The 12,677-nt window shown below is 51.1% G+C and carries 16 protein-coding genes; 8 read left to right on the top strand and 8 right to left on the bottom strand.

Going from position 1 to position 12,677, the window contains the following annotated elements; genetic code table 11:
• Positions 1 to 15: 15 nt before the first annotated feature.
• From flgE to flgB, 4 genes are read right to left on the bottom strand one after another with little or no spacing between them, the layout of a single operon-like run.
• Complete coding sequence (gene flgE / locus DES37_RS07260) at positions 16 to 1,260, bottom strand: flagellar hook protein FlgE (protein ID WP_036108157.1); 1,245 nt, start codon at positions 1,258 to 1,260, stop codon at positions 16 to 18.
• A gap of 23 nt (positions 1,261 to 1,283) precedes the next feature.
• A complete protein-coding gene (gene flgD / locus DES37_RS07265; protein ID WP_110025377.1) occupies positions 1,284 to 1,976 on the bottom strand; it encodes a flagellar hook assembly protein FlgD in 693 nt (230 codons plus the stop codon).
• 11 nt (positions 1,977 to 1,987) lie between these two features.
• Positions 1,988 to 2,392, bottom strand: coding sequence for a flagellar basal body rod protein FlgC (flgC, locus tag DES37_RS07270; protein WP_036108152.1), 405 nt, complete (start codon positions 2,390 to 2,392; stop codon positions 1,988 to 1,990).
• Positions 2,393 to 2,395: 3 nt separating this feature from the next.
• Positions 2,396 to 2,812, bottom strand: a complete 417-nt coding sequence (gene flgB, locus DES37_RS07275) for a flagellar basal body rod protein FlgB (protein WP_036108149.1) — start codon at positions 2,810 to 2,812, stop codon at positions 2,396 to 2,398.
• Between the two features lie 154 nt (positions 2,813 to 2,966).
• Here flgB and flgA point away from each other — a divergent pair, with 154 nt between their 5' ends.
• From flgA to flgN, 3 genes are all read left to right on the top strand, one after another.
• On the top strand, positions 2,967 to 3,629 hold the full coding sequence (gene flgA / locus DES37_RS07280; protein WP_036108147.1) for a flagellar basal body P-ring formation chaperone FlgA: 663 nt from the start codon (positions 2,967 to 2,969) through the stop codon (positions 3,627 to 3,629).
• Between the two features lie 94 nt (positions 3,630 to 3,723).
• Positions 3,724 to 4,014 carry a flagellar biosynthesis anti-sigma factor FlgM gene (gene flgM, locus DES37_RS07285; RefSeq protein ID WP_036108144.1) on the top strand — a complete coding sequence of 97 codons (291 nt, stop codon included), beginning with the start codon at positions 3,724 to 3,726 and terminating at the stop codon, positions 4,012 to 4,014.
• Positions 4,015 to 4,021: 7 nt separating this feature from the next.
• Positions 4,022 to 4,450 carry a flagella biosynthesis chaperone FlgN gene (flgN, locus tag DES37_RS07290; protein WP_036108141.1) on the top strand — a complete coding sequence of 143 codons (429 nt, stop codon included), beginning with the start codon at positions 4,022 to 4,024 and terminating at the stop codon, positions 4,448 to 4,450.
• Positions 4,451 to 4,497: 47 nt separating this feature from the next.
• Here flgN and murJ read toward each other — a convergent pair whose 3' ends face one another.
• From murJ to rimJ, 4 genes are all read right to left on the bottom strand, one after another.
• Positions 4,498 to 6,033: a murein biosynthesis integral membrane protein MurJ gene (gene murJ, locus DES37_RS07295; RefSeq protein WP_110025378.1), complete on the bottom strand. Its 1,536-nt coding sequence runs from the start codon at positions 6,031 to 6,033 to the stop codon at positions 4,498 to 4,500.
• Between the two features lie 285 nt (positions 6,034 to 6,318).
• Positions 6,319 to 7,245, bottom strand: a complete 927-nt coding sequence (locus DES37_RS07300) for a Gfo/Idh/MocA family protein (RefSeq protein WP_110025379.1) — start codon at positions 7,243 to 7,245, stop codon at positions 6,319 to 6,321.
• Positions 7,245 to 7,883 carry a DUF480 domain-containing protein gene (locus DES37_RS07305; RefSeq protein WP_110025380.1) on the bottom strand — a complete coding sequence of 213 codons (639 nt, stop codon included), beginning with the start codon at positions 7,881 to 7,883 and terminating at the stop codon, positions 7,245 to 7,247. The genes DES37_RS07300 and DES37_RS07305 overlap by 1 nt, the downstream gene beginning before the upstream one ends.
• A gap of 11 nt (positions 7,884 to 7,894) precedes the next feature.
• The gene (gene rimJ / locus DES37_RS07310; RefSeq protein WP_036108135.1) at positions 7,895 to 8,479 is read right to left on the bottom strand and encodes a ribosomal protein S5-alanine N-acetyltransferase; all 585 of its coding nucleotides are present in this window, start codon (positions 8,477 to 8,479) and stop codon (positions 7,895 to 7,897) included.
• Between the two features lie 256 nt (positions 8,480 to 8,735).
• Here rimJ and mdtH point away from each other — a divergent pair, with 256 nt between their 5' ends.
• The 5 genes from mdtH (at position 8,736) to bssS (ending at position 12,664) form a co-directional block, all read left to right on the top strand.
• Positions 8,736 to 9,944 (top strand): multidrug efflux MFS transporter MdtH, encoded by a 1,209-nt coding sequence (gene mdtH, locus DES37_RS07315; protein WP_110025381.1) that lies wholly within the window; start codon positions 8,736 to 8,738, stop codon positions 9,942 to 9,944.
• Between the two features lie 140 nt (positions 9,945 to 10,084).
• Positions 10,085 to 10,642: a lipoprotein gene (locus tag DES37_RS07320; RefSeq protein WP_110025382.1), complete on the top strand. Its 558-nt coding sequence runs from the start codon at positions 10,085 to 10,087 to the stop codon at positions 10,640 to 10,642.
• Between the two features lie 140 nt (positions 10,643 to 10,782).
• Positions 10,783 to 11,826 carry a dihydroorotase gene (gene pyrC / locus DES37_RS07325; protein ID WP_036108132.1) on the top strand — a complete coding sequence of 348 codons (1,044 nt, stop codon included), beginning with the start codon at positions 10,783 to 10,785 and terminating at the stop codon, positions 11,824 to 11,826.
• Between the two features lie 68 nt (positions 11,827 to 11,894).
• On the top strand, positions 11,895 to 12,140 hold the full coding sequence (dinI, locus tag DES37_RS07330) for a DNA damage-inducible protein I (protein WP_036108778.1): 246 nt from the start codon (positions 11,895 to 11,897) through the stop codon (positions 12,138 to 12,140).
• A 269-nt stretch (positions 12,141 to 12,409) separates the two neighbouring features.
• Complete coding sequence (gene bssS, locus DES37_RS07335; protein WP_036108130.1) at positions 12,410 to 12,664, top strand: biofilm formation regulator BssS; 255 nt, start codon at positions 12,410 to 12,412, stop codon at positions 12,662 to 12,664.
• Positions 12,665 to 12,677 lie beyond the last annotated feature (13 nt).

Raw genomic sequence — 12,677 nt, forward strand, 5'->3', positions numbered from 1 at the left:
CACCCCGTCAGTCGATTAACGCAGGTTAACCAGCGTGTTAAGGATCTGATCCTGAGTTTTAATCGTCTGGGCGTTTGACTGATAGTTACGCTGCGCAACAATCATATTCACCAGCTCTTTACTCAGATCAACGTTGGAAGACTCCAGCGCCCCACTGGTCAATGTGCCGAACGTACCAGTACCAGCAATCCCTAACAGCGCAGCACCTGAAGATGAAGTTGCACTCCACAGGTTGTCACCTTCAGACTGCAGGCCCTCCGGGTTAGCAAAGTTTGCCAGGGCAATCTGGCCCAGTAACTGGGATTCACCGTTGGAGTAGGTACCGCTAATAGTGCCGTCGTCATTGATGGCATAGCTCACCATTTCGCCCGGTGCGTAACCGTCCTGAGAGGTAGAAACAATGTTGTTGCTACCATAGTTCTGCTGCATGGAACCGGTGAAATCCAGCGAGAATGTGGCAGGCGTGGCACCACTGCTGGTGTCGGTGGTCAGGCTCGGGAAGATACCGGCAGTGGCGGTCGCCGTACCGGTGCTGTCTGTAGTACTGGTCAGGTTACCGTTAGAGTCAAAGTTCATCGTCCCCAACAGAGATGATGAACTACCGCTGACGCTACTGTCCTGGGTGTAAACACTCCAGGTGTTATCTGCAGTTTTAACAAAGTACACGTTCATATCATGGGTGTTACCCTGGGTGTCATACACCGTGATCGTGCCTTTCTTGTTATACGTGGTGGAATCGGTTGAATCGAAGGTGCTGGTAATTGCATCGTCTGATGAATTCAGTTGCACTTCCATTGCTGCGGTTGTGGTGGTTTTCGCAGACATTGGGGAGCTCGGAATAGACAGCGTTACCGGGTTTGCACCCTGGTTAATAGTGGGTGGTGTGCCACTCGCCGGATAACCCGTGACATAGTACCCCTGTGAGTTAACCAGGTTACGGTTTTCATCGAGTTGCAACTGGCCGTTACGGCTGTAATAAACCGAGCCGGCGTCATCCGTCATACGGAAGAAACCGTTCTGGTTAATAGCTACGTCCAGGCCACGGCTGGTATTGGTTACTGTACCATCCGAGAAGTTCTGGATAACAGCCGCTACTTTTACACCCAGGCCCACTTTGGAACTGGCGCCGGCAAACATATCGGCAAAGGCAATCCCGGAGGACTTAAACCCGTATGTGGCGGAGTTGGCAATGTTGTTGCCGATAACGTCCAGGTTACTGGAAGCAGCGTTAAGGCCACTGACCGCTTGAGAAAAAGACATGTGTCCTACCCCTGATGGTTAAGTTAGAGAATTTGACGCACTTCGCTAAGCGTAGTGGTGCCGTAGGTACCTAAATCGAGCAAATTACCGCTGCTGCTACTGGTGATGCCATTGACCAGCGCATACTGCAGTGGCTGGGCTGTTAATTGTGTAGAGCCGTTGGTTGCTGTAACCGTGACATTGTAAGAACCATCCGCAACCGTTGAGCCATCAGATGTTGTGCCATCCCATGAGAAGGTGTGGACACCCGCGCTCAGCGCGCCAAGGTTAATGGTTTGCACCACTTTACCGCTACTGTCAGTAATCGTGGCAGTAGTCGCGGTTGATGCCTGTTCCAGTTCCACACCAAACGGCGTGGTCGCACCACTGCCCGCCAGTACAGTAGAACCGGTAACCATGACACCATGGCCAATCAATGAAGAAGCCTGCAATTGCTGGCTGTCATCAATTTGTCCGGAAATAGAGCCCAACGTAGTATTGAGTTTTTCAATACCGCTCAGGGTGCTTATCTGAGCCAACTGCGAGGTCAACTGGCTGTTGTCCATCGGGTTGGTCGGATCCTGGTTTTTCATCTGAGCGACAAGTAATGTCAGGAACTCATCTTGTAAATCGTCTGCACTACTGGTTGTCAGGCCACTGGATGATGTGGTCGAACTGGTTGCTGAACTGGACGCCAGCGCACTGCTGGTATCATTAACACTGACTGAAACAGACATTGTTTCCTCCTTTATTGACCAAGTGTCAGTGTTTTCAACATCATGCTTTTCACAGTGTTGAGCACTTCAACGTTAGCCTGATAACTGCGCGATGCAGACATGGTGTTAACCATTTCTCCCACAACATCCACATTCGGCATCCGCACATAACCGTTGGTATCTGCCAGCGGGTTACCCGGCTGGTAAACCATCTTGAACGGGTCCTGGCTTTCCACGACACCTGCAACCTTCACACCGCCGGTTGGCGAACCAACAGGCGCATCGACCTGGAAAACCACCTGTTTGGCACGATAAGGTTGCCCGTCTGGCCCTGCGACGCTGTCAGCATTCGCAAGGTTACTGGCTGCAACGTTCAGACGGGCGGACTGTGCTGCCATCGCTGAACCTGCAATATCGAAAATATTAAGAAGCGCCATCTGTTACCCCTGTTGTTGCAATACAGACATCATGCTTTTGATTTGGCCGGTAATAGCGGTGATGTCCATCTGGTATTTCAGGCTGTTATCAGCAAAGGCTGTCCTCTCACGGTTCATATCCACGGTATTGCCATCTGCTGCTGGCTGGTCCGGGATCCGGTACATCAAATCCATTGATGGCGAAGACGATGTCTCAGCAGCAATATGCCGTGATGATGTCAGCGTCAGGGAAAGTCCCCCTTCCGCCGCCCTGCCGCGATCCATGACTTTTTTCAGTTCACTGGAAAAGTCGATATCACGGGCCTGATAACCCGGGGTATCAGCATTAGCGATATTCCCGGCGAGAACTTCCTGGCGCTGAGCCCGCAGGTTGAGTGCTTCCTGCCCAAAGCGCAGTGCAGCATCCAGTTTATCGAGCATGTTTCCTCCGCGCAGACGATGAGTTATAGCCGACAGCTTAATTCTCCTTGCGCGCGCTTTATCGACGGAATAAACGCAAAATGCTTCGCTATTTGTCGCCTTGAAATACTTTGCTTCCAGGTAGAATCCTTAACATCCCTAACTGGAGGTGCTTATGTTTTCCCGAATACTCAGCACTGTTGCAGTGCTTGTCGCTGCACTACCGCTTACCTGCCTGGCAGGTGAACTTGATTCCCAGATGGATGCTTTTTTTCAACAGCGCCTGGCGGGGGTCAGTGATGACGTGAAGGTGAAAATCAACTCGCCCCAGGCGCAATTACCTCAGTGCGCTAACCCTGAATTCCGCCTGCCAGCAACCGGGCGTTTTTGGGGTAACCTGAGTGTGATGATGCGCTGCGGTAGCCAGCAGCGTTATGTGCTGGTTTCTGTCCAGGCCAGTGGGAACTATGTGGTGGCAAGCCAGGTTTTAGAGCGCGGGGCGCCGGTAACACCGGGGGACGTCGAGCTAAAATATGGCCGTCTGGACCTGTTACCTCCGAATACACTGTTTTCTGTAGACGATGCGCTCAATGCCGTTACACTGCGTAATATTGCCGCAGGTCAACCCATCATGCGCACTATGTTGCGTGTTCAGTGGCGGGTAAAAGCCGGTCAAAAAGTACAAGTTATTGCGGCGGGACAAGGGTTTAGCGTGAACAGTGAAGGCAAGGCATTAAACAATGCTGCAGTCACACAAAATGCCCGTGTCAGAATGTCGTCAGGCCAGGTGGTCAGCGGGACTGTCGACAGTGATGGGAATATTCTTATTAATCTATAATCTCTTAAAGATTCTGTTCAGGCTGCCGATAAAAATTAGCAACGAAACGAGATGACAGGTATCGCCCGGCGCGACCACCACAGAGGACACAGATATGAGCATTGAGCGCACATCACCACTAAAACCCGTGAGCACTGTTCAAACACGCGAAAGCAGTGACACAACTTCGGCGAAAGTACGCCTGAACAAAACTGGCTCTGAGACCAGCAGCACTGTCACCCTGAGTGACGCTCAGTCCAAACTGATGCAACCAGGTTCCAGTGATATCAACATGGAACGGGTTGAAGCTATCAAAACTGCCATCAAAAATGGCGAACTGAAAATGGACACCGGTAAAATTGCCGATGCGCTGATTCAGGATGCGAAAAGCTATTTAGAAGAGTAATGCTGCCATGAGCCGCCTGTTAGAACTGATGGATCAAATGACTTCAGTGCTGAATGACCTTAAACGCGTTCTGGACGCGGAACAGGCCCAGCTCTCTGCGGGTTTTGTCAATGGTGTTGCGTTACAGCGCATCACCGAAGAGAAAAGCTCGTTACTCGCAACTCTCGACTACCTGGAACAGTTGCGGCGGATGGAGCAACGCCCCCGTCATGCTGCAGCCAATGATGACCCGGTAGAGTTGCGCTGGCAGACTATCAAGAAAAAAACTCGTTATCTGAACGACCTGAACACCCACAACGGCTGGCTGCTTGAAGGCCAACTGGAGCGAAATAAAGACGCGCTGGAAGTGTTGCGCCCCCATCAGGAGCCTGGCTTGTACGGCTCTGACGGACAAACGGCCACACCTAACCGCAGCGGTAAAAAATTTAGCGTCTGATTAAGCCCCCTCCACCAGGGGGCTCACGTTCTTAACCCCTTTCCCTGCTACAACGTTCTGCGGGCGAATTCCTTTATCTTAAATCCCAGCACCAACAGAGTGGCAAAGTAAGCCACAACACCGGCTACAACCACTGCCACCAGGCGCAACAGGCGTTCAGGCATACCACCCGAGTGCCATGCTGGCATGACAGACATCACCCCAACCAGCACCACAGCCATAACGACTACCGCACACACCAGGCGAAACAGAAACAAGCGCCAGCCCGGTTCAGGTGTAAAAATCCCTTTTTTGCGTAATTGCCAGTACAGCAAAGCAGCATTCAGGCAGGCGGCAAGGCCAATAGATAACGACAAACCGGCATGTTTAAGCGGGCCAATAAACGCCAGGTTCATTACCTGAGTCATGATGAGCGTAACCATCGCGATTTTTACCGGCGTTTTAATATCCTGGCGGGAATAAAACCCTGGTGCCAGCACCTTCACCACAATCAGCCCCATCAGACCAACGGAATAAGCAATCAAAGCCCGCTGAGTCATCTGTGCGTCAAACGCCGTAAATTTTCCATACTGGAACAACGATACCGTAAGCGGTTTAGAGAGCACACCCAGCGCCACCGCACTGGGCAATGCCAGCAGGAAACACAGGCGCAGACCCCAGTCCATCAGGCGGTTATATTCTTCATGATTACCACTGGCGAAACTTTTCGACAGCGATGGCAACAGAATCGTCCCCAGCGCCACACCCAGTACGCCAGAAGGGAACTCCATCAGGCGGTCTGCGTAGTACATCCAGGAAACCGAGCCAGAAGCCAGGAAAGACGCAAAAATAGTATTAATGATGAGCGATATCTGGCTGACGGAAACCCCCAGAATAGCAGGCCCCATCTGGCGCAATACACGAATCGCCCCTTCGTTTTTAAAACTGATACGCGGCAAAACCAGCATGCCGATTTTGCGCAAATGCGGTAATTGATAAAACAACTGCAATACCCCACCCACAGTAACCGCCCAGGCCAGAGCCAGCACGGGTGGGTGGAAATGGGGCGCCGCAAACAGCGCGAAGCCTATCATACTGACATTGAGCAATGTCGGTGCGAACGCCGGAACGGAAAACCGGTTCCAGGTGTTAAGAATGGCCCCCACCAGTGACGCCAGTGAGATAAGCAGAATATAAGGAAAGGTTATCCGCAGCAGTTGCGAAGTCAGTGCGAACTTGTCTGCCGTATCAGCAAACCCTGGCGCGGTGATCATAATCACCCAGGGAGCTGCCAGCATCCCAACAACAGTAACCAACGCCAGCGCCAGTGTGAGCAGGCCCGACACATAGGCAATAAATACCCGCGTTGCTTCCTCACCCTCTTTACTTTTGTATTCAGCAAGAATAGGAACGAAAGCCTGAGAAAAAGCCCCTTCAGCAAAAATGCGCCGCAGCAAATTAGGGAGTTTAAAAGCAACAAAGAAAGCATCTGTCGCCATCCCTGCGCCAAAAACCCGGGCGACGATTGCATCGCGGGCAAACCCGAGAACACGGGAAAACATCGTCATCGAACTGACCGCAGCCAGCGATTTTAACAAGTTCATTACAGTACGGTTTCCACAAAAACAACAACGCCTGCAAAGCAGGCGCCAGACTGATGACAAACCTTATGAGGTTACTGAGCAACGCCAGGGTTACCCACTAACTGGCCGGACATGCCACCACAGAGTCGATACGCACAATTTTTATTTACTACCAGCATGGCCTGGCTATGTATTGCTTTACTTACCAGTAATCCCCAGCCACCGCAAAGCCACAAGGCCGCCTAGTCTACCTGAGAGGAAACGCAAAAAACCAGCCACAGAGCGTTACAGGACATAACCACCGGGTTATTCACTTATTGCTTCGCGCCACAACTTTTCAACAATACGCTGCGCCAGCACTGCCTGGTCACCGGATGTTTGTGGCGCAGTCTGGTTTTCCACACAGGAAATAAAATGCTGAACACAACCATAAAACCCGCGCTGTTCAAGCGTGGATTGCCAGCCCGGCACAGGTACCGATACCACACCCTGCCCACATTCCTGAGTCCACTCGCGCATTTCTTTAACCCAAAACAAACCGCCATCCGTCACAGCCTGAATAGTTTCAGCCTGGCTGCCTGCCCGGCGGTGCATACTGGTGGTAACCAATGACTGTTGCACAGCGAAATGGTGTTCAGCATACAACATTTCACCGCTCTCATTGGTTTGAATGCGCCCACTGGTTACCCGGCCTTCACCACCAGCCAGCCAAAGCGCGGTATCAACCACATGCAGGTAGTCATCCAGCAATGTGAAATGCAAATCCTGCGGCCCAACACTGTCTGCACGGTGCTTTTCCATACGTAGCGAAGCCAGGTTACCTGTAACACGAGACTTGAGGGCCTGGTAATGCGGCGCAAAACGCCGGTTAAAACCGACCATCAGCGCACACTGTTTCTGGCGGGCCAGGGAGACCAGTTTCTCTGCATCACTGAGTGTTGCAGCAAGGGGTTTATCTACGCAGACGTGCACCCCTGCCCGGAGTGCTGCACTGACGACATCATAATGGCTGTGGGTTGCGGTATGGACAAACAGGGCATCGCAACCAGCCAGTACATCGGCAAGGCTCGCCGCGCAGGGTATTCTCCAGGCTTCACAAACACGCAGGGCTTTCTCCTGGCCTGGCGACCAGGCTCCTGTTATTTGCCACCCTTGCTCATGAGCCAGCACTGGCAACCAGGCTTTCTGAGCTATATTACCAAGCCCGGCAATTCCCACCCGTAATTTGCCCATTATAACCCCGCAGCTTCAAGCCGCGCTTTTAACGCAGCCAGTTCGTCTTCCAGTACAGCAACACGTTGTACCAGGCTACCCGAGTCCACCTCGCTTTCACTACCCACAGACACAACGACCGGTTCACTCCCGTCACCAAACAAATGTTGGTAACGATGCTCACGCTTACCGGGTTCACGAGGCAGTTTCACCACCATCGGGCCATCGTCACGGCTGACCAGCGCCTCCAGTGTTTGTTCAACTTCCTGCATATCGGCAAAATCATGCATACGCGCTGCACGCATCCGTAATTCACCGGGCGTTTGTGGGCCACGGAGTAACAAGGTTGCCAGCAAAGCTACCTGAGCGCCGGAAAGTTTTAATTGCCCAAACTCTGAATTACAAAAACGCTGCTCATATTTGGTCACCCGGTTCCCAAAGCCACTTTGCGGGCTGACATGATGGCGGCGCACCAGTTCATCCACCACAGACTGAACATCTGCATCACTTAGCGACATCACCGGTTCACGGTTAGTTTTCTGATTACACCCGGTGACAATAGCGTTGAGCGACAATGGATATTGTTCTGGCGTAGTCACTTGCTTTTCCAGCAAGACGCCAATCACGCGAGCTTCCTCTGGGGAAAATTGATGTTTCATGCCCTCTCCTTTTAACGCCCGGGGGTCCAGTCTTTGGTGGTCAGGGCGGTAAGAACGTGATCCTGCCATTGACCATCAATTAGCAAATAATTTTTGGCGTAGCCTTCTTTTTCAAACCCCAGACGCGCCAGTAAATTACCACTGCGATTATTATGCGGCATGTAATTTGCCATAATCCGGTGAATATTCTGGGTCCGCTGCATATAACGTAACGCGCTGGTCAAAGCCTCGAACATCAATCCCTTGCCCTGCCATTTTTCCCCTAACGAATACCCCAGATAACAGGCATGAAAGGCACCACGCACCACATTGGAAAAATTTGCGACACCACAGATTTCTTTTTCGTCCGGGTCAAGTAACGCAAAATAATACGCGCCCCCCTGTTTATGCAGCTCATTAATCATGCTTAACCGGGCTTGCCAGCCTGAAGGATAACAATGGCTTTCATCGCGTATGGGCTCCCAGGGCTTCAGGAACACACGGTTTTGCGCATAATACTCTGCTAACCGGAACGCATCTCTGTCATACACCAGCCGTACAACCAGCCGGTCTGTGGTCAGCCTGACCTTAGGTACATTGCTACGATAGCCAAACATCTCCCCACTCCTGTTTCAGGGCTTCCTGTGCCAAAATTCCCTGTCGTTAACCTCACTCGTATACTGATGACGAGTATAGTGCAGAGCATCATAATAAAAAGCGCGTTGTGCTGCCTGGAAAGAACCAGGCACTTTTTTGATTTTATTCACAAATGAGAGTTATCGCAGCCAATAAAAATATCTTTGTGGCTCTCTGGGCAAGAACAGAGAAATCAGCGATGATAAGTTTCTTATCTTTCATTCCCCTGGAGGGGAAATGGCGCGCGTGAAGCAGGCAAGGAACCTGGGTAAAGCATTCCTTCTTCTCGACAATATGCTGGTAGTACTTGGCTTCTTTGTCGTTTTTCCACTTATCTCTATTCATTTTGTTGACCGGCTTGGCTGGGCTGCCTTATTGGTTGGCATTGGTCTGGGCCTGCGCCAGCTAATTCAGCAAGGCCTGGGGATCTTTGGCGGCGCTTTTGCGGACCGTTTTGGGGCCAGGCCGATGATTGTAACCGGCATGCTGATGCGTGCGGGCGGTTTTGTCGCCATGGCTGTGGCTCACGACCCCTGGGTTTTGTGGGTATCCTGCCTGCTGTCAGGCCTGGGGGGGACACTATTCGACCCGCCACGCTCGGCGCTGGTGGTAAAACTGATTCGCCCGGCACAACGGGGGCGTTTTTTCTCTATTCTGATGATGCAGGACAGCGCAGGTGCAGTTATCGGTGCCATGCTGGGAAGCTGGTTACTGCAATATGATTTTCGCCTGGTATGCTGGACCGGTGCCGTACTCTTTATTCTGTGTGCAGGGTGTAATGCGTTTTTGCTGCCCCGTTACAAGCTTTCTACTACCCGGGCTCCGTTACGTGCTGGCATGCAGCGTGTCATGAAGGACCACCGTTTTGTAGCATACGTTCTGACACTCACCGGCTACTACATGTTGGGCGTCCAGGTGATGCTGATGCTGCCAGTGATGGTTAATGATATTGCGGGTACACCTGCGGCAGTAAAATGGATGTACGCCATTGAAGCCTGCCTGTCACTGACACTGCTGTACCCCATCGCCCGCTGGTCTGAGAAACGGTTTCGCCTTGAGCAGCGCCTGATGGCTGGCTTGCTGATCATGAGCCTTAGCCTGTTGCCCGTCGGGCTGGTCACGAATTTGCACCAACTGCTACTCCTTATCTGCCTGTTTTATCTCGGTTCAATTATTGCAGAACCCGCAAGGGAAACCTTAGGTGCATCACTGGCCGACCCACGGGCCCGTGGTAGTTATATGGGGTTCAGCCGGTTGGGGCTGGCTTTTGGCGGCGCACTGGGTTATGCCGGGGGCGGCTGGCTGCTGGATACAGGCAAAGCACTCAATCTTCCAACGTTGCCCTGGCTGGTTCTGGCCTTTATCGGTATCGCCACATTTGCCGGGTTATGGTGGCAATTCAGCCAGGTAGCATCCCGTCAACAGGGCATTGCCCCCAACCCGTAACATTTGTTGTACCGCTTGTCAGTAAAGTGCGGGGCAAGACCTGGTAATACATTTCAGGTTATTCTTCTGGCCTGCCAGAGAAAAATACTTGATGCTGGTTATGTCAGCAAACTGGCTTATGAAGAAAGTCGAGGATATAGATGAAGAAAGTGTTCTTAGGTATGGTGGCGCTTTGCGCAAGTTTACTGGTTGCCTGCAACCAACTGACACAGTACACCATCACTGAGCAGGAAATTAACCAGGCTCTGGTGAAGCATGACCAGTACAACAAAACCATCGGTTTACCTGGTGTTGCTGACGCACACATTGTGTTGTCTAACCTGCAAACGCAAATTGGCCGCGAGGAGCCAGGTAAAGTGAAGCTCACCGGTGATGCAGATATCAAACTGACATCCATTTTTGGCAACCAACAAGCGTTAATGAAACTAACGCTGAAAGCAACGCCTTCATTTAATGCAGAACAAGGTGCCATTTACCTGAAAGACCTTGAAGTCACCGATACCGATGTACAGCCGCAAAAAATGCAAACGGTATTGCAAACCCTTAACCCTTATTTGAATGATTCACTTCGCGCCTGGTTCGAAAAAAATCCGGCGTATGTCCTGAAGGACGATCGCAGTAACGGCGAAAAGCTGGCGAAAAAATACGCCAAAGGTATTGAAGTGAAGCCGGGTGAAATTGTCATTCCCCTGCTGTAATGCAGCTCTTCTGCCCGCCCAACTGGCGGGCAAATAAATTTGTGCAGAAAAAGGTGCAAACGTAAACGTTTCCGCTTATCCTTTGTGCCCGGCTGAAGCCCACGAACACGTGTCTGACTTTTCCAACGCCGGAGCACTTCATGACTACACCCCAGGTATTAACTATCCGCCGCCCAGATGACTGGCACCTCCACTTACGTGATGGCGACATGCTACGCGCTGTTGTGCCTTATACCAGCGCTGTCTACCGCCGTGCGATTGTTATGCCAAACCTGGTGCCACCGGTGACCACGGTAGAAGCCGCGATAGCGTACCGCCAGCGTATTCTCGATGCCGTTCCCGACGACCATCAGTTTGAACCACTGATGACCTGCTACCTGACTGACAGCCTGGATCCCGACGAACTGGAGAAAGGTTTTGTTCAGGGCGTATTCACGGCGGCAAAACTGTATCCTGCCAATGCCACCACCAATTCAAGCCATGGTGTCAGCAGTATTGATGCCATTAATCCGGTGCTGGCCCGCATGGAAAAGATCGGTATGCCGCTGCTGGTGCATGGTGAGGTTACCCACGCCGATATAGATATTTTCGACAGAGAAGCCCGTTTTATTGAAACGGTAATGGAACCGTTGCGCCAACGTTTCCCGGCATTGCGCGTGGTTTTTGAACATATCACAACGAAAGAAGCCGCCCAGTATGTGCGCGAAGGTAATTCATTACTGGCGGCCACCATTACGCCACAACACCTGATGTTCAACCGTAACCACATGTTGGTTGGTGGTGTTCGCCCACATTTCTATTGCCTGCCAATTCTCAAGCGTAATGTGCACCAGGCCGCATTGCGTGAGTTAGTTGCCAGCGGCTGTGACCGGGTGTTTTTAGGCACAGACTCAGCGCCACATGGCAAACACCGTAAAGAAGCCAGCTGCGGTTGTGCCGGTTGCTTTAATGCACCTTCTGCGCTGGCTATTTACGCGACAGTGTTCGAAGAAATGAATGCTATGCAGCACTTCGAAGCATTTTGTTCATTCAACGGCCCGCGTTTTTATGGGCTGCCAGTAAACGAAGACACTCTGACACTGGTGCGCCGTGAAGAAGTGATGCCGGAAGAAATTTCACTGGAAAACGATACGCTGGTACCGTTCCTTGCCGGGGAAGTTCTTAACTGGAGTATTAAACCCTGATTAATTAACTTGCCCCCCTCATGATGTTACTGTATAAATACACAGTATATTTCACAGGGGGGTTTGTTATGCGTATTGAAATTACTCTGGCGAAAAGCTCGCCACTGCCACCCGGTGCTATCGAAGCACTGACCAATGAATTATCCCGTCGAATTGCAGCACAGTTTCCTGAACAACCAGGGAATGTATCTGTACGTTATGCCGGAGCCAATCAGCTCTCTGTCTTTGGTGGTGCCAAAGAAGATAAAGATCGTATCAGCGAAATTTTACAAGAAACCTGGGAAAGCGCAGACGACTGGTTCTGCGGCGAATAACCCTGTCCAATTTCCATTTTGGTATTTTTGCCGGGCACGCCGTCCGGCTTTTTTCGTCTTTATCTGAGCTATTATCGGCAGGAATCAGGTTTCTCCGAGATAAATGACGATTAATTGTGCTACAACGCTAAATTATTGTAAAAAAAGTTTAGTTCTCAGTTAATCACTCCCATCAAAATTTATTTATTGGTATACTTACCCTTGCTTCACATATAAACATGCATTAAACCTCGAACGTCGTCGCCGTAGTTACGTATAAGGGGGTTATGATGGAAAAAAATAACGATGTGATCCAGACTCATCCCCTCGTAGGGTGGGATATCAGTACCGTAGACAGTTACGATGCGCTAATGCTGCGCTTACACTATCTGACGGCAAATCATCAAGATCCAGAAGAAACTGAAGTTGGTCAGACCCTGTGGCTAACAACAGACGTCGCCCGGCAATTTATTTCCATTCTCGAAGCCGGTATTGCAAAAATTGAATCCAATGATTACCAGGAAAACGATTACCGTAAGCATTAATCGGTTGTTAACT

The sequence above is a fragment of the Mangrovibacter plantisponsor genome (assembly GCF_003182475.1).
Lineage (GTDB): Bacteria > Pseudomonadota > Gammaproteobacteria > Enterobacterales > Enterobacteriaceae > Mangrovibacter > Mangrovibacter plantisponsor.